Source organism: uncultured Planococcus sp. (genome assembly GCF_947501725.1).
Lineage (GTDB): Bacteria > Bacillota > Bacilli > Bacillales_A > Planococcaceae > Planococcus > Planococcus donghaensis_C.
Genome location: NZ_CANMXD010000003.1, coordinates 30,181 through 52,406 on the forward strand (window position 1 = coordinate 30,181; position 22,226 = coordinate 52,406).

Here is a 22,226-nt window from a genome sequence, read left to right on the forward strand (position 1 = left end):
CTGTCAATAGTCACATAGAACACAAAACTTCAAAATAAAAAACCGACCAAGAGGCCGGCTTACAAAGTTCCTGCTTTCAATTTTTCATGCCAGTCAGCGAGCATCGGCATATCTTCTTCACGGATCGCACCTGTACTTAATGCCTGTTCAACAAGTGCCGGAAAATCCGTCAGTGTATGGAAAGTGTATCCTGCTTCCGCAATCGCCTCTATTGACTGCGGCAAATCGTAGGTGAAGATCGCTACAATGCCCAACACTTCAAAGCCTGCTGCTTCGAGTGCCTGTGCCGCTTGCAGCACCGAACCGCCTTTGGAAATCAGGTCTTCCACGACAACCACTTTTTTGCCCGGCTCAACTTTGCCTTCGATCATATTCGTCTGGCCATGCTCTTTCGCCTTAGACCGGACATAGATCATCGGCAATTCAAGCAGATCGCTGACCCATGCAGCATGTGGAATGCCAGCTGTCGCCGTTCCAGCAACTACTTGGCATTCAGGATAGGATTCTTTGATTGTTGCCGCTAATCCGGCGGCAATATCTCTACGTACAGCCGGGTAAGACATGGTCAGACGATTATCGCAGTAGATTGGTGATTTGACGCCGGAAGCCCACGTAAATGGATCCTGCGGGCGCAGTTCCACCGCTCCAATGGATAATAAATGGTTCGCAATTTCATTTTTCAAGATTGTCCACTCCATTCTGCTGAAATCTGGGCATAGCTCTCTGATGGGGTTGCAGACTTCGTAATGGCTCGCCCGACTACAATATGACTGGAGCCTTTTATACGAGCTTCTGCTGGCGTCGCCACCCGCTTCTGATCATCAGCTGAAACTTCTGCTGGACGGATGCCGGGCGTAACACGTAGGAAATCAGGTCCGCAGACTTTTGTTATAGCCTCAGCTTCAAGCACCGAACAGACCACTCCGTCCAACCCTCCCTGCATAGCCCGCTTCGCATAATGCAGCACCGATTCTTCAAGGCTGACATAAACGAGTTGATCTTCATGCATTTCTTCTTCATTCGTCGAAGTCAGTTGCGTCACAGCGATGAGTTTTGTGTCACTGCCTGCCAATCCGCGTTTTGCCGCCTTCATCATTTCCAGCCCGCCAGCGGCATGGACATTGACCATATCCACACCCAGTTTAGCCAAGCCGCGCATAGCGGATTCGACCGTATTCGGGATATCGTGCAGTTTCAGATCCAGAAAAATTTCATGTCCCTGTGATTTGATGTAACGGACCAGTTCCGGCCCTTCCTGGAAATAAAGCTCCATGCCCACTTTTACAAAAAGCGGCTCAGAAAACTGTCCCAGAAATTCTTCTACTTGTTCCTTCGATGCAAAATCCAACGCGATAATGGGTTTATTCACAGACGGTGGCTCCTTCCGACAAGTTGTTCGACTGAATCAAATCCAAGTTCATGCAAGCGTTCCGGCAGTTGTCCGATGATTTCGGGACAAACAAATGGATTGACGAAATTGGCTGTTCCGACTGCGACAGCGCTGGCGCCTGCTGACAGGAAGTCGATGACATCATCTACATTGGTGACGCCGCCCATGCCGATGATCGGCAATTTGGTGTGCTGGCTGACTTCGTAGACCATCCGCAAGGCTACCGGCTTGATGGCGGGACCTGACAGGCCGCCTGTAATGTTGGCGATGACCGGGCGCCCCGTTTTGGTGTCCATGCGCATGCCGAGCAGCGTATTGATCATGGTGATGCCGTCCGCTCCGCCTTCTTCGACCGCCTTGGCGATTGAAACGATGTCCGTGACATTCGGCGACAACTTGATATAGACAGGTACTGCAGAAACTTCCTTCACTGCCCGCGTCAACTCGCGTGCAACGTCAGGATCTGTTCCAAAAGTGATGCCGCCGAGTTTAACGTTCGGGCAGGAAATATTGATTTCCAGTGCATGGACATTCGGAGCCTGTGAAATGGCTTTCGCGACTTCCACATAATCTTCAGTCGTTGTGCCAGCCACATTGGCGATGATCGGGACGTCGTATTGCTCGAGCCAAGGCAGTTCCTGTCCCGCCACTTTTTCGAGGCCCGGGTTCTGCAGGCCGATGGCGTTCAACATACCGGAAGCTGTTTCCGCTACGCGCGGTGTCGGGTTGCCGAGCCGCGTTTCAACGGTCGTCGCTTTGATCATGATGGCACCGAGCTGCGACAGGTCATACAGCTGCGCATACTCTTTCCCGAAACCGAAGCAGCCGGATGCCGGCATGATCGGATTCTTCAAATTGAGTCCTGGAAGTTTAACTGTTAAGTCTGTCATGAAATCACCACTCCTGCTGGAAATACCGGTCCGTCTGAACATACCTTGATGTAATCCGTTTCACTTTTCGTTGTCCGGCAGACGCATGCAAAGCATGCCCCGATGCCGCAGCCCATCCGCTGTTCATAGGACAGAAAGCCTTTTTTCTGTGGATAAGCCCATTGCACCGCTTCAAGCATCGCCGTCGGACCACAGCTGTAATACGTATCGAAATCACTCGGCAGTTCGTTGAGGATATGCGTTACGAAGCCCTGCGTGCCATGGGAGCCGTCGACTGTGGCGATATGCGTGTCGCCGAGTGCCCTGAACTTGTCTTCATAAAAGACTGCCTGCTTGCTTTCAAATCCTAAGATATGGACAGTTTCAATGCCGCGTGCGTTCAGCTGTTTTGCAAGTTCATACAATGGCGGCACACCGATTCCTCCACCGATCAAATATGCTTTTTTCTGTGCTTCTTCAACCAGAAAACCATGGCCAAGCGGCCCGAGAACATCCAGCGTGTCGCCTGGCTTCTTTTCTGAAAGCAGCCCTGTCCCCCGGCCTTCTGCCCGGTAGATCATCGTAAATTGAGAAGCTTCCAAGTCAATGGATGCTACGGAGATTGGACGGCGCAGCAACGGTTCAAAGCTGTCTGCCACACGGATATGGACAAATTGTCCTGGTTCTGACATTTCATCAGCCAGTCCACCCTGTACCGTCAGTTCAAAAATATGCTTGGCGATCTCCTGCTGTTTGATGACTTGCATGCGTTCTTGTTTAATCATACGCCAGCCCCCATTTCCTCCGCTGAGAAGGTCATTGATTCGATGACGCGCAGCATCGCTTCTGCCGTATCCAGTGAAGTCAAGCAAGGAATGCCGTTCTCGACAGATTCGCGGCGGATGCGGAAACCGTCCCGCTGCGGCTGCTTGCCTCTCGTCAAGGTATTGATGACGAGTTGCGTATCACCATTTTGGATGACATCCAGCAGGGTTTTTCCTTCCGAACCGATTTTGCCGATCGGTGCAACGACGATGCCTGCTTCTTCGAAGGCTTTGGCAGTTCCGCCGGTCGCCATAATCTGATAGCCGATCGCTTTAAAGCGTTTCGCCAAGCCGACTGCTTCTTCTTTATCTTTATCCGCTACCGTCAACAGCACGGTACCATGATCTTTGACTTCCATACCGGCTGCTGCCAGGCCTTTATATAAAGCTTTTTCAAGCGTCGTATCTTTGCCCATGACTTCTCCAGTGGATTTCATTTCCGGTCCAAGCGTGATGTCGACACGGCGAAGCTTCGCGAATGAGAAGACCGGCACTTTGACGAAGACGCCTTTTGAAATCGGTGCTAGCCCAGGCGTAAAGCCTTGCTCGACGATGCTTTGGCCCAAAATCGCTTTTGTTGCGATATTGGCCATCGGGATGGATGTGATCTTACTCATGAATGGAACGGTCCGGCTTGAGCGCGGATTGACTTCAATAACAAACACTTCACCTTTGGAAATGACGTACTGGATATTCAGCAAACCGATGATGTTCAGCCCTTTTGCTAGGCGCGTAGTGTAATCGACCAGCGTATCCAATAATTCGGTTGAGATGTTTTGCGTCGGATATACTGCAATCGAATCACCCGAATGGACGCCTGCGCGTTCAATATGCTCCATGATGCCTGGGATCAGGACATTCTCACCGTCCGAAATGGCATCCACTTCGATTTCGATGCCTGTCAGGTAACGGTCGACCAGCACCGGATGTTCCGGACTTGCTTCCACTGCATGTTCCATATAATGTTTCAGATCTTCTTCGTTGTAGACGATTTCCATTGCGCGGCCACCGAGTACATAGGAAGGTCGCACCAATACCGGATAGCCGATGTCAGCCGCGATGATGATCGCTTCTTCTGCGTTGACAGCCGTTTTCCCTAAAGGTTGTGGAATGCCGATCTCGTGCAGCGCCGCTTCGAATTTGTTGCGGTTTTCAGCCCGGTCCGTATCTTCCAGTGATGTCCCCAGAATCTTGACGCCGTTCTGTTCCAATTTCTCAGCCAAATTGATGGCTGTCTGTCCGCCGAATTGGACGACGACGCCTTTCGGCTGTTCCAAGTCGACAATGTGCATGACGTCTTCGATTGTCAAAGGTTCGAAATACAGCTTGTCTGATATCGAGAAATCCGTTGAGACGGTTTCCGGGTTGTTGTTGACGATGATCGCTTCGTAGCCTGCTTCTTTGATTGCCCAGACCGAATGCACAGTTGCGTAATCGAATTCCACTCCTTGGCCGATGCGGATCGGGCCCGAGCCAAGTACGATGACCGATTCCTTGTCTGTTTTCACCGATTCGTTTTCATCTTCATACGTGCCGTAGAAATAAGGGGTTTCAGATTCGAACTCTGCAGCGCACGTATCAACCATCTTATAGACCGGCATTAATTTGTTTTCCTTGCGCCAGTTATAGACCTGCTGTTCCGTCGTATTCCACAGTTTCGCGATCGTCCGGTCCGCAAAGCCCAGACGTTTTGCGCGTTTGGCTGTATCGTAATCGAAAGCTGCGTTTTTCAATACTTCTTCATAGTTGACGATGTTTTCGAATTTCTTCAAGAAGAATAAATCAATTTGGCTCCATTCGTTGATGGTTTCAATCGTCACACCACGGCGCAGCGCTTCTCCGATAAAGAACAGACGCTCATCTCCTGCGCGGCAGATCCGTTTCTGTATCCATTCATCGCTCATGGCATCAGCGTTTTTCAGCTCCAGGTGGAATTGGCCCGTTTCCAGTGACCGCACCGCTTTCAGGATCGATTCCTCGAACGTGCGGCCCATGGCCATCACTTCGCCTGTCGCTTTCATCTGTGTCCCCAAATTGCGTTTTGCCGCTTCGAATTTATCAAATGGCCAGCGAGGGATCTTTGTTACGACATAGTCCAGTGCCGGTTCGAAAGCAGCGTAAGTCCGTCCAGTGACCGGATTCATCATTTCATCCAATGTCAGGCCGACTGCAATTTTTGCAGCCAGTTTGGCGATCGGGTAGCCCGTCGCTTTCGAAGCCAGTGCAGAGGACCGGCTGACACGCGGATTCACTTCGATGATGTAGTAATTGAAGCTGAATGGGTCAAGTGCCAACTGTACGTTACATCCGCCTTCAATTTTCAGCGCGCGGATGATTTTCAATGACACATTCCGCAGCATCTGGTATTCACGGTCCGACAAGGTCTGGCTTGGCGCCACGACAATCGAATCACCCGTATGGATGCCGACTGGATCGATGTTTTCCATGTTGCAGACGACGATCGCCGTATCGTTCTTATCGCGCATCACTTCATACTCGATTTCCTTGAAGCCGGCAATTGATTTTTCCAGCAGGCATTGCGTGACCGGGCTGTATTTCAGGCCACTGGCAACGATTTCCTTCAATTCTTCGTAATTGTGGCAGATCCCGCCGCCTGTGCCGCCTAAGGTGAAGGCCGGACGGACGATGACCGGATACCCGACGCGTGCGATGAAATTCTCCGCTTCTGTCATGTTATGGATGATATCCGAATCCGGAACCGGTTCCCCGAGTTCGTTCATCAAAGTTCTGAACAAGTCCCGGTCTTCCGCTTTATGGATCGCTTCGAGCTTGGTCCCTAAGATTTCGATATTCAATTCGTCCAAAATGCCCGATTCGTCGAGTTCAATCGCCATGTTCAGCCCTGTTTGGCCGCCCAATGTCGGCAGCAGTGCATCCGGACGCTCTTTGCGGAGGATGCGGCTGACGAATTCCAGCGTGATCGGTTCAATATAGACTTTATCTGCAATTTCGGTGTCCGTCATGATGGTCGCCGGATTCGAGTTGATGAGGATGACCCGGTAGCCTTCTTCCTTTAATGCCAAGCAGGCTTGTGTGCCTGCATAGTCGAACTCTGCTGCTTGCCCGATGACGATAGGTCCGGATCCGATGACGAGTATACTTTGAATATCTTGTCTTTTAGGCATGTTGTTGCTCCTTTCGAGTTGCGTTCATAACTTCAATAAAGCGGTCGAATAAGTAGTTCGAGTCTTCCGGTCCCGGTGAGGATTCCGGATGGTATTGAACGGTGAAAGCTGGATAATCCAGATGCGCCAGCCCTTCGTTCGTTCCATCGTTCAATGCACTATGTGTCACTTTCAGGCGTGTGCCCTGCAATGTTTCTTCATCCACCGCATAGCCGTGGTTCTGGGAAGTGATTTCAATTCTTCCGGTACTCAAATCACGGACTGGGTGGTTGCCTCCCCGATGGCCGAACTTCAGCTTGAAAGTATCTGCTCCGCAGGCTCTTGCGAATAATTGGTGGCCAAGGCAGATGCCGAAAATCGGAACTTCCCCAAGCAACTCGCGAACCACTTCCACACATTCTTCTACATCTTTTGGATCTCCTGGGCCATTTGACAGCATAACGCCGTCCGGTCCCCACGCCAGTATTTCTTTAGAAGAGGTGTTATACGGAACAACGATCACATCACAGTCCCGGTTGTTAAGCTCACGCAGGATGCCGTGCTTCATGCCGTAATCGATCAGCACGACCCGTTTGCCGCGGCCCGGGCTTGGATACGGACGTGCTGTTGAAACTTGTGCCACCTGATTTCTTGGCAAGACTGTCGCCTGCAGCGTCTTGACGACTTCTTCGACTTGTACGTCTTCTCCTGCTGCAGTCAAAACGCCTTTGATGGCGCCTTTTGAGCGGATCAGGCGCGTCAATTTCCGCGTATCGATACCGGAGATTCCGGGAATGTCCTTGATTTTGAAGAGTTCATCGAGCGTAGCGTTATTTCTGAAATTGGATGGGAACTCAGCGATTTCACGCACGACCATTCCTTTAACTGCCGGTTCGATCGATTCGAAGTCATCGCTGTTGATGCCGTAATTGCCGATCAGCGGATAAGTCATCGTGACAATCTGTCCACAATAAGAAGGATCTGACAAAATTTCCTGGTAGCCGGTCATACTGGTATTAAAAACGATTTCCCCTACTGAAGCACCTTCGCCTCCGAATGCTGTTCCTTCAAATACCGTACCGTCTTCTAAGATCAAATAACGTTTCATCAATTTGTCTCCTCCTGCCATACGATTTCTCCACCAAAAATGGTCATTACCGGCCATCCTGTGCAATTCCAGCCGTCAAATGGTGTGTTTTTGCCTTTAGATAAAAATGAGTCTGCCTGGATCGCCTGCTCTTTTTCCAGATCCAACAGGACCAGATCAGCTGTTTGGCCAGGTTCCACTAAGCCATACGGCAAGTTGAAGGTTTCGCTCGGTTTGATGGTCAGCCAGTCGATCAATTGCTGCAGACTCCATGTACCGGTTTCGACAAACTTGCTGTAAAGAAGCGGAAACGCTGTTTCAAATCCGACAATCCCGAACATCGATCCGTTCATGCCGTTGGTTTTCTCTGCCGCTGTGTGGGGGGCATGATCCGTTGCAATAAAGTCCAGCGTGCCGTCCAGCAAGCCTTCATGCAATGCTTCCCAGTCCTCCTTGGCGCGGAGCGGCGGGTTCATCTTGTAGTTTGCGTCATCCGCTGGAATATCTTCTTCTGTCAACAGCAGATGGTGCGGAGTCACTTCAGCAGTTACGCGAACTCCCGCACGTTTTGCATCGCGGATGACGCGGACCGATTCTTTCGTACTGACGTGGCAGACATGGTAATGTGCGCCTGCCGCTTCCGCAAGCAGGATGTCGCGTGCGATATGCACCGATTCTGCAATCGAAGGAATCCCCTTCAACCCAAGTTCTTTGCTGCGCTTGCCTTCGTGCATGACCCCGTCGTAGATCAGGCTGTTGTCTTCGCAATGGGCAACGACCGCCATGTCGATTTCTGCTGCGTCCTGCATCGTTTCGTACATCATGCCTGCCTCTTGGATGCCGACACCGTCATCGGTGAAAGCGAAAGCTCCATTTTCTTTCAACTCCTGCAAGTTCGTGCGTTCTTTCCCTGCTTCCCGGATGGTGATGGAAGCGTACGGCAAAACCCGGATAAGCGCATTTTTCTCGATTAAGCCGTTGACCAGCTGCAGATTTTCTTTCGTATCGGGCACAGGGCGCGTGTTCGGCATTGCGCAAATGGTGGTGAATCCGCCTTTTGCTGCTGACTTTGTCCCGCTTTCGATCGTTTCTTTCTGCTCGCCGCCCGGTTCACGCAAATGCACGTGGACATCCACAAATCCTGGTGCGATCATCCGGCCTTTGCCGTCGATTTCCGTTTCGCTGTTCACTTTCAGGTCTTTCCCGATTTCGGCGATCTTGCCGTCTGAAATGCGGATATTGGTTGGAGCAAGTTCTCCGTTTTGCAGCATGTTTACGTTTTTAATGAATAAATTCAATTCAATCTCTCCCTTTCAATGCGTATTCAAGTACTGCCATCCGGACAAAAACTCCGTTAGCCATTTGTTTGAAAATTCGTGAGCGCTCACATTCAACCAGGCAGTCTGCAATTTCCACACCGCGATTGATCGGCGCCGGGTGCATGATGATGGCACCGTCTTTCATCCTTTTCTCCCGCTCGATCGTCAAGCCGTACTGCTCATGGTAATTGTCTTTTGAAAATAGGGCAGATACCGCATGCCGTTCATGCTGGACCCGGAGCATCATCACCACATCCGTCTTTTCGATAAAGTCATCCAGGTGTTCTGAAGATTCGTACTCTCCGCTCCATTCCGCCGGACAGATGAATGTCACTTCCGCCCCCAATTGCTGGAGAGCGGCTGCATTTGATTTCGCTACACGGCTGTGCGCGATATCTCCGACAATCGTGACGTGTATACCTTCAATGCGGCCGAACTCCTGATAGATCGTCATCAGATCCAGCAAGGATTGCGTTGGATGCTGACCCGACCCATCTCCACCGTTTATGACTGCTACATTACAGCCTACGAGCTGCTGGTAATATTCCTCTTCTTCGTGGCGGATGATGACTGCGTTCACTCCGATGGCTTCCATCGTCTTGACCGTGTCATACAGGGTCTCACCTTTCAGGATGCTGGAAAAGGCGGTTTCAAATGGCATTACAGCCAGCCCCATTTTATGTTCGGCCATCTCAAAACTCATCTTGGTCCGTGTGCTCGGTTCAAAAAACAGATTGACGACTGTACCATCGATTGGCGCCTTTTCCCCGCGCTGAAATTCTCCAGCCCGCTCCAACAAGCTCATGATCGTTTTATTTTCCAGATTGTTCATGGATAGTAAGTTCGGCAAAATCATCTCATCCTTTCATCCCTCAGACAAAAAAACACCTTCCCAGGGGCAGGAAGGTGTGAGGAAAAAAGGGTAGAGTACTCCCTATTCTTCAACCCTTTCCATGCCTCTCTGGACATTCATTAAAAGGTGATTATTCAGTTCCGTCGTCTAATTCGTTTTTATTGAGTCCCGGCAGCACCAGGTTCAAAACCACTCCGACAATCGCAGCCAGCGCCATTCCTTCAATAGAGAAGGATTCGCTGAACTCCAGCTTGGCTCCACCGATTCCGATGACCAGTATAACTGACGAGATCACCAAGTTGCGGTTGTTGCCGAAGTCGATGTTATTGTCCACCAGCATGCGCAGTCCGGAAGAAGCGATGATCCCAAACAGCAGGATGGAAATCCCGCCAAGGACCGCCGTTGGAATCGTCTCGATGACTGCCATCAATTTTCCAAAGAAGGAAAAAGCGATGGCGAACACTGCCGCTCCAAGGATGACATAGACTGAGAATACTTTCGTAATGGCCAGAACACCGATGTTTTCACCGTATGTGGTCTTTGGCGGACCGCCGACCAGTGAAGAAATGAAAGTTCCGATGCCATCACCCAGAATCGAGCGATGCAGGCCCGGATCTTTTATGTAATTTCGATCTACGATTTTGCCGAGTACCAGCTGATGTCCGATATGTTCAGAAATCGTGACGATGGCAATTGGTACCATGACGAACAGCAGAGTTGGAGTAACCTGGAACGAATAATCCACTCCTGGAATCAGAAACTCCGGTACAGCGAACCAGCTTGCTTCGCCGATTGCTGTAAAGTCGATGATGCCGATGGCTGCTGAGTAAGCATAGCCGAAGATGATGCCGATCAGGATCGGCATCAATGAAATGATGTTCTTAAAATAGATGTTGCAGATGATCGCTGTCAGCAAGGTGACGATGGCTGCCGAGAAATGCAGCAGGCTGTACGCTGACCCGTCTCCGGCTGGAATCGTCATGGCCATGTCCACCGCTGTACCGGATAAAGCAAGTCCGATGACGATGATGACAGGACCCACCACAATCGGTGGAAGCAGCTTCATGAGCCACCTGTAACCTGTTTTCCAGATGATCAGCGCGACGATGGCGTAGACCGCTGAGACGAACATCGCTCCGATCATCGCCGATCCGATGCCGCCGGTTTCAGTGGCGATGGTAATCGGTACGATAAAGGCGAAAGAAGATCCCAAATACGCTGGTACTTTAAATTGCGTGATGATGATGAAGATGATGGTCGCGATCCCGCTTGTCAACAACGCAATCGCTGGACTCAAGCCCACCAGCTGCGGCACTAAGATCGTCGCTCCGAACATCGCGAACATATGCTGCAGGCTTAATGAAATCCATTGCCCGGTTTTCGGTTTATCATGTACATCTAAAATGGCTTCGCTCAATTTCCGTTCTCCCCTGTCTCTATCTCTCTATTCGTGGATGGCTACCCGGTCTACCTGATCGCTTTCGACCATTTGTACAACAATGCGTTCATCGCTTGAAGTCGGAATATTTTTTCCGACAAAGTCCGCTCGGATCGGCAACTCACGATGGCCACGGTCAATCAACACTGCCAGCTGAATCTGTGACGGCCTGCCTAGATCCATTACAGCGTCCATCGCAGCCCGTACTGTCCGTCCTGTATAAAGCACATCATCCACCAGGATGACCTTTTTATCGAGTATGCTGTGTTCGATGTCCACTTGCTGAACCAACGGCTCCTGGTTTTTCGTTTTGATGCTTAAGTCATCCCGGTAAAGGGTGATGTCAAGTTCGCCTTTCATAATCGGACGCCCTTCGATTTTCTCTATTTTTTCCGCCAGGCGTTTTGCGATGAAAGCTCCCCGTGTCTTGATACCCACCAGTATGCATTCATCGATGCCTTTGTTGCGTTCGATGATTTCGTGTGCAATCCGTGTAATGGCTCTGCTAATTGCCTGTTCATCCAGAATATCCGCTTTTTCCACCATGAAATCCGCTCCTTTTTTGCAAATAAAAAACCTCTTGCCCGAGAGGCAAGAGGATAGATGCGCAGAAAATCTCAGCTCGGAAGACAGACTTCCGGCTTGCGTAAATACCTTCTCAGCCTCTCTGGACTGTTATTAAAGGTGTTCATTATTCGATTCGTTTTTTCAAGTATAAAGAAAGGTAACCGGGTTTGTCAATCCTTGTCGCGAAGAGATTCCAGAAGTTCTGCAAATTCAGCCGGCGGCTCTACAGAATACTCCATGTATTCATTCGTTTTCGGGTGAACAAATCCGATGACTTCCGCATGCAAAGCCTGTCCGCCGACGTCCATCGTTTTTTTCGGTCCGTATTTCGGATCGCCGACAAGCGGATAGCCGATATACTTCATGTGGACACGGATTTGATGGGTTCTTCCTGTTTCCAAGCGGCATTCTACAAGTGTGAAGTTCCCAAATCGTTCCAATACACGGAAATGCGTCACTGCGTGCTTTCCTTTGTCGACGATTGCCATGTTCTGGCGTTCTTTTGGATCGCGTGCAATCGGCGCCTGAATCGTTCCTTTATCGTGAGGAATATGGCCGTGTACAAGTGCTACGTATTTACGGGTTACGGTCTTTTTCACCAATTGATCGACCAATGATGTATGTGAAGCGTCATTCTTCGCGACCATCAATAAGCCGGATGTATCTTTATCGATTCGGTGGACGATGCCAGGGCGTACCACACCATTGATCCCGGAAAGATCCTTGCAATGATGCATCAAGCCGTTCACCAATGTCCCTTTGGCATGTCCTGGAGCTGGATGTACAACCATCCCTTTCGGTTTGTTGACTACAAGGACATCTTCGTCTTCATAGACAATCTCCAAATTCAAATCTTCCGGCACGACATCCAGCTCTACAAGCTCTGGAGGCGTAACAACGATGATATCCTGCAAGCGGACTTTATAATTCGGCTTTACGGTAATGCCATTGACTTTCACTGCGCCTTCTTTGACCCAGTTGGCGATCTGTGAACGCGACCAGTCCTCATCTATTGATGACACGGCTTTATCCACTCGTTCGCCGGTCATTTCTTCTGTAATTTCAATCGTTAAATCTTCCATTAAGACACCTTTTTCTTTTGTTGTTTTTCGTCATAAATAATATAGATAATCATCAATACGACACCGATCGTCAAAGCGGCATCTGCAACATTAAATATCGGGAAATCATAATTGATCACTGGAATCAGCACATCGACAAAATCGACGACTTCTCCGCGCAGCATCCGGTCGATGAAATTGCCGACCGCTCCGCCTAAAAGAACCATCAAACTCAGTTGGAACAAAGGCTGCCCTTTCGCATGTTTATGAAAATAATAAAGAATTCCGATGATGACAGCCACGGTGATGATAGCAAACAGCCACATCTGTCCCTCCAGCATTCCCCAGGCAGCACCACGGTTGCGATGTGAAAGCCATCCGATGTAAGGGTCGATCACCGAAATCCTTTCACCAATTTCCATATTTTTAAGAACCAGCCATTTAGTCCATTGGTCTAATGCGATTATCAATAACGCAATACCATAATAAATAAACATCCGTATCCTCCGTCAATTCAGCAGTCAATCTATTTTAACACAATGTCAGCAAAAAAAGTAAAGGTCTGAAAAACCGGCTATCCGATTTTCCAGACCTTTTCTATGTTTTGACATTTTCAGTTTTAAGTTAAGCGTATTGTGTTTCTACCACGCTTGCACAGCGAGGGCATAATGCCGGATGTGCTTCACTTTGGCCGATTTCTTCCGAAATCGTCCAGCAGCGCTCACATTTTTCGCCTTCAGCTTTTTCGACTGTCACTGAAACTTCGTTCAGCTTCACAGCATAGTCAGGAGCCTGGTCCTGTGTGCCACCGTATTCGTATTTCGATACGATAAACAATTGAGCCAGGTTCTCGTCAGTTGAAGCAAGCAGTGTCGCCAGCTCTTCATTGCCGTATACAGTCACTTTAGCTTCCAGTGATTTCCCGATGGTTTTAGCTGCACGCGCTTCTTCCAATGCCTTCAGGACATCGTCACGGACCTCCATGAAACGGCTCCATTTCTCATCAAGGCCTTCAAAGGCCGGGTTCGAAACCGCTTCTGGGAAGTCAGTCAACTGAACACTTTCTTCTTCGACAAAGCTCAAGTATGACCACAGTTCATCAGCCGTATGCGGGATGATCGGTGCCGACAGCTTAAGGATCGCCATCAACGAATCGAACATGACTGTCTGCATGGCACGGCGATGCGGATGATCCGCACTTTCGATATAAACGACATCTTTCGCCACGTCCAGATAGAAAGAGCTTAAATCATTGGCACAGTAATTGTTCAAGGCATGATAGATTGTAGAGAATTCGTAGGTTTCATACGCTTTGCGTACTGTTTCCACCATCTTCTGCAATTTCATCGCCATGTACTGGTCCATTTCGCGCATATCTTCAAACGCGACGCGATGCTCTTGTTCATTGAAATCAGCAAGGTTTCCGTGAATAAATTTCAGTGTGTTGCGGATTTTACGGTAAACTTCTGAAACCTGCTTGAAGTTCTCGTCAGAAACGCGCACATCCGCTGTGTAATCCACTGAAGAAACCCATAGGCGCAGAATATCCGCTCCCATTTGGTTCATCACTTTCGAAGGCACAATCACATTGCCTAATGATTTACTCATTTTTCGTCCATTGCCGTCGAGCGTAAAGCCGTGGCTCAGGATTCCTTTGTAAGGCGCGATGCCATTGATTGCGACACTTGTCGTCAACGAAGAGTTGAACCAGCCGCGGTATTGGTCAGATCCTTCCAGGTAAAGGTCTGCCGGGTACTGCAGATCTTCACGCTCAACCAGTACACCTTGGTGGGATGATCCTGAATCGAACCAAACATCCATGATATCCATCTCTTTTGTGAACAAGCCATTCGGGCTGCTCGGATGAGTGAATCCTGGAGGCAATAACTCTGCTGCCGGACGTTCAAACCAGATATTCGAACCATTTTCACGGAACAAGTCTGCAATATGCGCAATCGTTTCTTCTGTAATGACCGGATCGCCATTTTCAGCGTAGAATACCGGAATCGGAACGCCCCATACGCGCTGGCGTGAGATATTCCAATCTCCCCGATCACGCAGCATATTGAACAGGCGAGTTTCGCCCCATGCCGGTGTAAACGAAGTTTCTTTGATGGCTTTCAGGATCTGGTCGCGGAAAGCATCGATCGATACAAACCATTGAGCCGTCGCACGGTAGATGACCGGTTTTTTCGTCCGCCAGTCATGCGGGTACGAGTGCGTGATAAACGAAAGGTTTTCAAGAGCGCCGGCATTGTCCAACGCTTCTGTGATGGATTTATTGGCTTTGTCATAGAACTCGCCTTCGAACCCAGGTGCTTCGTCTGTCATGACTCCGCGCTCATCCACCGGACAAAGAACATCCAATCCGTATTTCTTGCCGATCAGGAAGTCATCTTCACCATGGCCAGGTGCCGTATGGACACAGCCAGTACCGGAATCAGTCGTTACATGGTCGCCGAGCATGACCAGAGACATCCGATCATATAACGGATGCTTCGCTTGGATATGTTCCATTTCAGCACCTTTTAATACGCGTACGACTTCGAAATCTGTCCAGCCCAATTGCTCGGCAACTTCTTTCAACAGCTCCTGTGCAATGATATACAGCGAGCCGTTAACAGAAACTTCCGCATAATCCAATTTGGCATGCAAGGAAATTCCCAGGTTTGCTGGGATGGTCCAAGGTGTAGTTGTCCAGATCACCAATTTCGTTCCTTCAGCCAAAACGCCTTTACCGTCACTGACAGGGAAAGACACATAGATGGAAGGAGATTTTTTATCATGATATTCAATTTCAGCTTCTGCAAGTGATGATTCACTTGATGGGGACCAGTAAACCGGCTTCAAGCCTTTGTAGATATAGCCTTTATTGGCCATTTTGCCGAATACTTCAATTTGGCGTGCTTCATATGCCGGCTTCAATGTCACGTAAGGATTTTCCCAATCGCCGCGGACACCGATGCGTTTGAACTGAGAACGCTGGCTGTCAATCTGCTGATACGCGTACTCTTCACATAATTTTCGGAATTCCGCCAGTGACATTTCTTTACGGTTTACGCCTTTATTCGTCAAAGCTTGTTCGATCGGCAATCCGTGTGTATCCCAGCCTGGAACGTATGGCGCGTGGAAGCCCATCATGGAGCGGGAACGGACGATCATATCTTTTAGTACTTTGTTCAGTGCATGTCCCATATGCAGATCACCGTTCGCATACGGAGGTCCATCATGAAGAACGAAGAAAGGACGGCCTGCTGTGCGGTCCAGCACTTTCTTATAGATATCCATCTCTTCCCATTTCTGTTGCATTTCCGGTTCCCGGTTCGGCAAATTGCCGCGCATCGGAAAATCTGTTTTCGGCATCAATAATGTATCTTTGTATTCCATTTCCATTCCTCCTGTAGGCATAATAAAAAGCCCCCATCCCTGGAAAGGGACGAGAAGCTTAGACTCGCGGTACCACCCTTGTTGCAGCTAGATAGCTGCCACTCGATCACCGTAACGTGGCGTAGACGGAATTGGATACTGTCGTTCACCAATTCTGCTCAAGAGTGATTTTCGTCTATGCGTCCGTGCCAGGCTTGCACTGTCCCTGGTTCGCTTTACCGTCCTGCATAGCATACTGTCTCTGTCAGCGCGTTTTTTTGTATGTCGTAATTATAGAAGCAGAAAGTCTCAGAGTCAAGAGTTCGACTCTTCTTTGTCCTTCTCGATCTTCTCTAGATTCTGTGTATCGATATCGTACTCCAAAAGCGTTTCCCAATCATCTGTTTCAATTAAATCCAACTGGGCTTCGACAAGCATTTTAAAGCGGTTTTTAAAGATGCGTGACTGCTTCTTCAACTCTTCGATTTCTGTTGCGATGCGGCGCGCTTTCGTCAATGATTCATTGACGATGCGATCAGCATTTTTCTCAGCTTCCTTGATGATCAACTCCGCCTCTTTCTGTGAGTTGCGGCGAACTTCTTCTGAAGCTTCCTGAGCCACAAAAATCGATTTCTGCAAGGTCGATTCAATTGTATTGAAATGGCCAACACGCTCATCAGTTGTTTTTAGGCGTTCTTCAAGCGCTGCCTTGTCTTTCAGTAGGATTTCATAATCTCTCATGATCTGTTCCAGGAATTCATTTACTTCATCTTCCTGATATCCTCGGAATGCTCGGCTGAATTCTTTGTTATGTATATCTAACGGGGATAATGGCATTGAGTAAACCTCTCCTTAACTTGTCATCTTATCTTCCTATTATACAGTTCATGGCTCTAAATTTCAGTATTATTTCGTATTTTTTACAAGCCGCCTACTTTTTCGCTTCCAGGCGGCCTATCTGCAGGCGAACTTTGTCCTTTTTGGTCCGTCCTTCAATCATGATCAACCTCACACGGCCATAACCCCGTGAAGAAATCATATCCGATTCGTGCAACTCAAACGATGGCTGCTCCTGAAGGGTCCAGTTAACTTTCACTTTGCCTCCATGAATCAATGCGGATGCTTTTTGGCGGGAAATATTATAAACCGAACTCATCACCGTATCCAGTCTCATCGAGCTGACCGTGTACGACTCTTCTGTCCATTCCTCGCTTGTCTCGATCAATTGTTCCGCATCCGCCACTTCATTCAATTGAACTTTCACTTTTGCAGCGCTGACAAAATTACTTTGCAGATAAGGGCTGATTTCATTCATTACAGCCAGTTGGACCCGCTCATTATCGATGCGGATGTCCCCGAACTTGCTGCGGTCCAGTCCAAGGGACATCAAAGAGCCCAGGATGTCCGGATGGCGCAGATTGACAAACTTTGATGGGTATTTCAATTCGAAAACGGTCATGTTGAAATCTTCCTCTTCCGGTTCAAAGTAAGACGGATACAATAATACCCGCTGTCTTTCCGCATCTTTGAATAGTCCTGAAGACATCATCTTCACTTCACTAGAGCCCACCACTGCTTCCACAATAAAACGCTGGCGCGGATCGAGGAAATCCGTCAGCTTCGGTGAATAGCGGTCTTCCACTTCCCGAAGCCACCCTGATACTTGTTCGATAAATTGCTGCTCTTCTTTTCTGAAATGCTGAAATATCTCTTCCATACAAATGCTCCTTCATGTGTGATCAGTTCTTCAAGAAAAAAACCTCACATCACGTGAGGTTTTGAGTTAAATGAGATAACCAGCCAATACAACGATACCTTGGCTTGCTAAGCTTAATGTGAAGATTGCAACAATCGGTGAAATATCAATCATGCCGATCGGCGGAATAAAACGTCTGAAGATATCCAGATACGGATCTGTAATTTTGGAGATCATTTGTCCGAAGCTCGATTCTTTGATACTCGGCACCCAGCTCATGAAGACACTGACTATCAAGATATAAAAATAAATATTAATGGCCGAAAGTAATAGATTCACAAGAACTATCATATTATTTTATGGCACCCCTCTTATTGTTGATCATCGTAGTAATAATCTGAAATGGCGCCATCCACTTCAACAGTGTCTGGTACGCATAGGAAGATGTCAGTTCCAATACGTTGAATATCTCCGCCAAGGGCGTAAACTGTTCCACTTAAAAAGTCGATGATCCGAAGTCCCTGATCTTTTTCGATGCGCTGTAGGTTAACAACTACAGCCTGTTTGCTTTTCAGACTTTCTGCGATATCCTGCGCTTCCGCGTAGACTCTAGGCTCTGCCAAGCTGACTTTTGAAGATTTTGCCGCACTTTGCAAACTGACTAAATTAGGCACAATGGTCTCCTCCACTTTCTGGCGCCGTTCTTTCGGTGTTTTTTTCGGCTCTTGCATTGCAGCCGGCTTTTCATACCGCGGTGCTGGTTTTTGTTGTGGTACAGGCTGCTCCTGTACGCGTTCTTCTTCGTATTCATCTAAATAAAAGAAATTTTTGAATTTGTTTTTCATGCTCATGGCTTTGCCTCGCTTTCCGACCCGACTAACGCTGTTCCAATCCGGACAAAACTTGCCCCTTCCTGAGCAGCGATTAAGTAATCATTGGACATGCCCATGGAGCATTCTGTACATGGTGCATGGGTCCAGTGTTTCTCTGATACTTGGAGTTGGAGTAATTTTAATCCTTTGAACGCTTCACGAATAATGCGTTCATCTTCTGTATTCGGTGCCATCGTCATCAATCCGACTACCTGGATTTTATCATAAGCTTCCAGCGATTTGATGAACTCCATTGTTTCATCAGGTGCAATCCCGCTTTTAGACTCTTCGCCGGAAACATTCACCTGCACAAAACAGTTCACTTGCCGGTTTGCCCGTTTCTGAATTTCCTTCGCCAGACTTAAACGGTCCAAGGAATGTAAATAATCAATTTCATTGATGACGTCTTTTACTTTTCTGGTTTGCAGATTACCAATATAATGCCAGGACACATCTTCGTCAATCGCTTCAAGTTTCTGCGCCAATCCTTCCGGACGGTTCTCCCCCAAGTGGCGGATTCCAGCTTGGATCGCTTCTTTCGTACGTTCTACACCAACTTGTTTGGTGACAGCAATCACTTGTATGTTATCCTTCACAGCATTCAACTGCTCGGTGATCTCTTCAAATACCGGTTTAATGGGTTTCATGCATTCACAACTTTTCTATAGAAGTCCAATATATTGTATCAAGTTTTGGCTGATTTATCAATTAAGCCCTATCCTAAAAAAAACAGCTGCCCAACCGGCAGCTGTTCGGATTAACGTCTCTTTTGACGATTACGTAAAAACGTCGGGATGTCCAATGCATCGTCGTTATTTTTTTCTTGTCTTTGTGGTTCCTGGTTGTAGTAAGGCGGCTGTTCTTCACGGCGCTGCTCGTCGCGGCGTTGGTCTTCACGGCGTGCATCACGGATTGAAGGCGCTGGAGCCTGTTGTTGAATCGACTGCACACGGCTTGAATTCAATCCAGATCCTCTAGGCGTTCTTGGCTGAAGCTGCTCCTCATTGAAGCCAGTAGCAATTACCGTAACGATGATTTCATCTTTGAGGTTATCATTGATGACTGAACCGAAAATCATATTCACTTCTTCATCTGAAGCTGAAGCTACGATATCAGCTGCTTCCTGAACTTCATAAAGGCTTAGGTTTGAACCACCTGTAATATTCATCAGGACACCTTTTGCTCCATCAACTGAAACTTCAAGCAATGGGCTTGATACAGCTTTTTTAGCAGCTTCTGAAGCGCGATTTTCTCCTGAAGAAACTCCGATTCCCATTAATGCAGAACCTTTATTCGACATGATTGTTTTTACATCGGCAAAATCCAGATTGATCAATCCAGGAACGGCGATCAAATCGGAAATACCGGAAACACCTTGGCGAAGAACATTATCCGCTTCACGGAATGCTTCAAGCATCGGTGTATTTTTGTCGACGATTTCAAGCAAACGGTCATTCGGAATGACAATCAATGTATCCACTGATTCTTTCATCGTAGAAATACCGCCGATTGCCTGAGTTGAACGTTTGCGGCCTTCAAATGTAAATGGACGCGTAACCACGCCTACAGTCAAAGCACCAAGCTCTTTAGCGATTCCAGCAATAACCGGTGCTGCACCAGTTCCTGTACCGCCGCCCATTCCTGCTGTAACGAAAACCATATCCGCTCCACGAAGAGCTTCCTCGATTTGTTCTTTGCTTTCTTCAGCTGCTTTTTTCCCTACGTCAGGGTTAGCACCGGCACCAAGTCCACGTGTCAATTTCCCACCGATTTGAAGGCGCACTTCTGCTTTGGACAGGTTCAAAGCCTGTGCATCCGTATTTACTGCAATAAATTCTACCCCTTGGACTCCATGTTCGATCATGCGGTTAACAGCATTATTTCCGCCGCCGCCTACACCGATAACTTTAATTACGGCCAGTGCGTCAATATTTGTATCAAATTCCAACATTCTTTTTCCTCCTAAAATTGCTCAGCTTTTATAGTTGCAAGCTAGATACAATGTTGATTTTATTCAAAGAATCGATCAAACATCTTCTTGGCTTTAGTTACGACACCTTCAGAATTTTGTTTTGGCTGCTTTTGCTTCTTAGGTTGCTGTATTTCCTGATGCTCAATTTTCGCATTTCCTGATACAGCTGCACCATTTCCAACACGGCCATAGAAGACATCTTCCATGTATGCATATTGAATCAGGCCAACTGCCGTCGTGTACTGAGGTTCCCGGACGCCGATAAATTCTGGTGTGAATAGACGAACACGCGTCTGCAGGATATTCCGTGCAAGTTCAGGAAGTCCATCCAATTTAGCCATACCACCGGTTAAAACGACTCCTCCTGGAAGGTCTTGGACACCTAAACGGTAAAACTCATCTAAAATCAGTTCGAAGAGTTCTTCCAGGCGAACTCCGATTATTTCAGATATGTATTTTTGGTTATATTGTTCTGTTGAATCCGAACCAATGACAGGAACTTCAAAGACTTCATCTTCTGAAGCATCCTCAAAAAATGCATGGCCATGTTCAAGTTTGATTTTTTCAGCTTGATCTGTCGGTGTCTTTAAAATGATGGACAAATCTTTTGTAACGTGGTCGCCTCCAACCGGAATTACGGAAGAAGCGGTCAAGTGGCCGTCTTGGAAGATGGCAATAGAAGTAGAACCTCCACCGATATCGATACACGCCGTGCCATGATTTTTCTCGTCTTCAGTTAATGCGTAACTTCCTGCAGCAAGTGGCTGGACGTAAATATCACGTATTTCAAGCCCTGCTCTCTCCACACAGCGGAGTACGTTATGCAGAATTGTTTTTGAAGTTGTCACCATTGTACCATCCATTTCGAGACGGATACCAATCATGCCCCGTGGATCTTTGATTTCGCCTAAATGATCGACCACGTACTGTTCAGGAATGATATTGACCAATTCCCGTTCCGGTGGAATCGACATGACTTGAGCCGCTTCCAATACACGATCCAAATCGTCATCGGTAATTTCACGGTTTTCACTGTTCACTGCTACGATTCCTTTAACAGGCTGCAGCACTGCTTTGTTCGCTGGAATTCCAAGCACAACTTCATGGATGGATTTACCGATCATGCGCTCTGCTTGATCGACTGCTTTTTTAATGGACTGCACCGTTGCATCTATGTCAACAATCGCACCTTTTTTAATCCCATTAGATTTTACATTTCCGACGCCGATTACATTCAGCGACTTGTTGGCCATTTCCCCGATTAAAACTTTAACGGATGACGAACCGATATCTAGACTAACGTATAATTCTGATTGACTCAATTCGTGGCACCTCCTTATTAAACTGCTGTACTTATATTCTATTGTATATCATGCACCTTGTCTAAGAAAATCGCAAAACTTAGAAAAATTTCCTTCAATTGTTCAAATAGTCTCTCTAACTTCTTTCTTTTCAGCCCATTTCGCCAAAATGATGCGTCGAATGACGGCAATGTTCTGGAATAGCCGTACACCGAATGCGAAAATTGCAGCCAAGTATAAATCTACTCCTAAATGGACACCAAGAAAAGCAAGGCCGGCCGCCAACGCGATGTTGAAGAAAAAGCCGGAGACAAATACTTTATCGTCATAGACTTGCTGCAAATGAGCCCGAATCCCTCCGAAAAGGGTATCGAGTGATGCCAATACGGCTATCGACAGGTAATTGGCATATTCCGGCGGAATTTGAATATCTGTGAGAAGCCCTAGCGATATTCCGAGTATTAAACCTAAAATGGACAGCCACAT

General features: G+C 47.9%; 21 protein-coding genes and 1 other annotated feature. All 21 genes read right to left on the reverse strand.

Annotated elements, in window-relative coordinates:
• Window positions 1-59: 59 nt before the first annotated feature.
• Window positions 60-683, reverse strand: a complete 624-nt coding sequence (pyrE, locus tag Q0785_RS04755) for an orotate phosphoribosyltransferase (protein WP_298826276.1) — start codon at window positions 681-683, stop codon at window positions 60-62.
• Entirely contained in the window at window positions 680-1,369 is a 690-nt protein-coding gene (gene pyrF / locus Q0785_RS04760; RefSeq protein ID WP_298826279.1) for an orotidine-5'-phosphate decarboxylase, read from the reverse strand. Before pyrF ends, pyrE begins: the two co-directional genes overlap by 4 nt.
• Entirely contained in the window at window positions 1,366-2,280 is a 915-nt protein-coding gene (locus tag Q0785_RS04765; protein WP_298826282.1) for a dihydroorotate dehydrogenase, read from the reverse strand. The genes pyrF and Q0785_RS04765 overlap by 4 nt, the downstream gene beginning before the upstream one ends.
• Window positions 2,277-3,044, reverse strand: a complete 768-nt coding sequence (locus tag Q0785_RS04770; RefSeq protein ID WP_298826285.1) for a dihydroorotate dehydrogenase electron transfer subunit — start codon at window positions 3,042-3,044, stop codon at window positions 2,277-2,279. Before Q0785_RS04770 ends, Q0785_RS04765 begins: the two co-directional genes overlap by 4 nt.
• A complete protein-coding gene (gene carB / locus Q0785_RS04775; protein WP_298826288.1) occupies window positions 3,041-6,229 on the reverse strand; it encodes a carbamoyl-phosphate synthase large subunit in 3,189 nt (1,062 codons plus the stop codon). Before carB ends, Q0785_RS04770 begins: the two co-directional genes overlap by 4 nt.
• The gene (locus Q0785_RS04780; protein WP_298826291.1) at window positions 6,222-7,319 is read right to left on the reverse strand and encodes a carbamoyl phosphate synthase small subunit; all 1,098 of its coding nucleotides are present in this window, start codon (window positions 7,317-7,319) and stop codon (window positions 6,222-6,224) included. The genes carB and Q0785_RS04780 overlap by 8 nt, the downstream gene beginning before the upstream one ends.
• Window positions 7,316-8,593 (reverse strand): dihydroorotase, encoded by a 1,278-nt coding sequence (locus Q0785_RS04785; protein WP_298826295.1) that lies wholly within the window; start codon window positions 8,591-8,593, stop codon window positions 7,316-7,318. Before Q0785_RS04785 ends, Q0785_RS04780 begins: the two co-directional genes overlap by 4 nt.
• Before the next feature lies 1 nt (window position 8,594).
• Window positions 8,595-9,464, reverse strand: coding sequence for an aspartate carbamoyltransferase catalytic subunit (locus tag Q0785_RS04790; protein ID WP_298826298.1), 870 nt, complete (start codon window positions 9,462-9,464; stop codon window positions 8,595-8,597).
• Window positions 9,465-9,597: 133 nt separating this feature from the next.
• The gene (locus tag Q0785_RS04795; RefSeq protein ID WP_298826301.1) at window positions 9,598-10,884 is read right to left on the reverse strand and encodes a solute carrier family 23 protein; all 1,287 of its coding nucleotides are present in this window, start codon (window positions 10,882-10,884) and stop codon (window positions 9,598-9,600) included.
• A 27-nt stretch (window positions 10,885-10,911) separates the two neighbouring features.
• Window positions 10,912-11,448, reverse strand: a complete 537-nt coding sequence (gene pyrR, locus Q0785_RS04800) for a bifunctional pyr operon transcriptional regulator/uracil phosphoribosyltransferase PyrR (RefSeq protein ID WP_298827306.1) — start codon at window positions 11,446-11,448, stop codon at window positions 10,912-10,914.
• A 194-nt stretch (window positions 11,449-11,642) separates the two neighbouring features.
• A complete protein-coding gene (locus Q0785_RS04805) occupies window positions 11,643-12,554 on the reverse strand; it encodes an RluA family pseudouridine synthase (protein ID WP_298826304.1) in 912 nt (303 codons plus the stop codon).
• Window positions 12,554-13,030 carry a signal peptidase II gene (gene lspA, locus Q0785_RS04810; RefSeq protein WP_223633431.1) on the reverse strand — a complete coding sequence of 159 codons (477 nt, stop codon included), beginning with the start codon at window positions 13,028-13,030 and terminating at the stop codon, window positions 12,554-12,556. The genes Q0785_RS04805 and lspA overlap by 1 nt, the downstream gene beginning before the upstream one ends.
• A gap of 127 nt (window positions 13,031-13,157) precedes the next feature.
• Window positions 13,158-15,920: an isoleucine--tRNA ligase gene (gene ileS / locus Q0785_RS04815; protein WP_298826312.1), complete on the reverse strand. Its 2,763-nt coding sequence runs from the start codon at window positions 15,918-15,920 to the stop codon at window positions 13,158-13,160.
• Window positions 15,921-15,962: 42 nt separating this feature from the next.
• Window positions 15,963-16,177: a binding site (T-box leader), on the reverse strand.
• A 37-nt stretch (window positions 16,178-16,214) separates the two neighbouring features.
• On the reverse strand, window positions 16,215-16,736 hold the full coding sequence (locus Q0785_RS04820; protein WP_223633435.1) for a DivIVA domain-containing protein: 522 nt from the start codon (window positions 16,734-16,736) through the stop codon (window positions 16,215-16,217).
• A gap of 94 nt (window positions 16,737-16,830) precedes the next feature.
• Window positions 16,831-17,616 (reverse strand): RNA-binding protein, encoded by a 786-nt coding sequence (locus Q0785_RS04825; protein WP_298826321.1) that lies wholly within the window; start codon window positions 17,614-17,616, stop codon window positions 16,831-16,833.
• A gap of 66 nt (window positions 17,617-17,682) precedes the next feature.
• Window positions 17,683-17,946 (reverse strand): YggT family protein, encoded by a 264-nt coding sequence (locus Q0785_RS04830; protein ID WP_142826624.1) that lies wholly within the window; start codon window positions 17,944-17,946, stop codon window positions 17,683-17,685.
• A 20-nt stretch (window positions 17,947-17,966) separates the two neighbouring features.
• Complete coding sequence (locus Q0785_RS04835) at window positions 17,967-18,446, reverse strand: cell division protein SepF (RefSeq protein ID WP_223633439.1); 480 nt, start codon at window positions 18,444-18,446, stop codon at window positions 17,967-17,969.
• Window positions 18,443-19,114, reverse strand: a complete 672-nt coding sequence (locus Q0785_RS04840; protein WP_223634869.1) for a YggS family pyridoxal phosphate-dependent enzyme — start codon at window positions 19,112-19,114, stop codon at window positions 18,443-18,445. Before Q0785_RS04840 ends, Q0785_RS04835 begins: the two co-directional genes overlap by 4 nt.
• 110 nt (window positions 19,115-19,224) lie before the next feature.
• Window positions 19,225-20,418 (reverse strand): cell division protein FtsZ, encoded by a 1,194-nt coding sequence (gene ftsZ / locus Q0785_RS04845; protein ID WP_223633441.1) that lies wholly within the window; start codon window positions 20,416-20,418, stop codon window positions 19,225-19,227.
• A gap of 59 nt (window positions 20,419-20,477) precedes the next feature.
• Window positions 20,478-21,761: a cell division protein FtsA gene (gene ftsA, locus Q0785_RS04850; protein ID WP_223633443.1), complete on the reverse strand. Its 1,284-nt coding sequence runs from the start codon at window positions 21,759-21,761 to the stop codon at window positions 20,478-20,480.
• A 102-nt stretch (window positions 21,762-21,863) separates the two neighbouring features.
• Window positions 21,864-22,226 carry a small basic family protein gene (locus Q0785_RS04855; protein WP_146556527.1) on the reverse strand — a complete coding sequence of 121 codons (363 nt, stop codon included), beginning with the start codon at window positions 22,224-22,226 and terminating at the stop codon, window positions 21,864-21,866.

Bases quoted from the DNA above. Each gene is read 5' to 3' on its own strand.
- Q0785_RS04765 (WP_298826282.1), bottom strand. From the start codon at position 2,280: ATGACAGACTTAACAGTTAAACTTCCAGGACTCAATTTGAAGAATCCG.
- Q0785_RS04770 (WP_298826285.1), bottom strand. From the start codon at position 3,044: ATGATTAAACAAGAACGCATGCAAGTCATCAAACAGCAGGAGATCGCC.
- carB (WP_298826288.1), bottom strand. From the start codon at position 6,229: ATGCCTAAAAGACAAGATATTCAAAGTATACTCGTCATCGGATCCGGA.
- Q0785_RS04805 (WP_298826304.1), bottom strand. From the start codon at position 12,554: ATGGAAGATTTAACGATTGAAATTACAGAAGAAATGACCGGCGAACGA.
- lspA (WP_223633431.1), bottom strand. From the start codon at position 13,030: ATGTTTATTTATTATGGTATTGCGTTATTGATAATCGCATTAGACCAA.
- ileS (WP_298826312.1), bottom strand. From the start codon at position 15,920: ATGGAATACAAAGATACATTATTGATGCCGAAAACAGATTTTCCGATG.
- Q0785_RS04820 (WP_223633435.1), bottom strand. From the start codon at position 16,736: ATGCCATTATCCCCGTTAGATATACATAACAAAGAATTCAGCCGAGCA.
- Q0785_RS04825 (WP_298826321.1), bottom strand. From the start codon at position 17,616: ATGGAAGAGATATTTCAGCATTTCAGAAAAGAAGAGCAGCAATTTATC.
- Q0785_RS04830 (WP_142826624.1), bottom strand. From the start codon at position 17,946: ATGATAGTTCTTGTGAATCTATTACTTTCGGCCATTAATATTTATTTT.
- Q0785_RS04835 (WP_223633439.1), bottom strand. From the start codon at position 18,446: ATGAGCATGAAAAACAAATTCAAAAATTTCTTTTATTTAGATGAATAC.
- Q0785_RS04840 (WP_223634869.1), bottom strand. From the start codon at position 19,114: ATGAAACCCATTAAACCGGTATTTGAAGAGATCACCGAGCAGTTGAAT.
- ftsZ (WP_223633441.1), bottom strand. From the start codon at position 20,418: ATGTTGGAATTTGATACAAATATTGACGCACTGGCCGTAATTAAAGTT.
- Q0785_RS04855 (WP_146556527.1), bottom strand. From the start codon at position 22,226: ATGTGGCTGTCCATTTTAGGTTTAATACTCGGAATATCGCTAGGGCTT.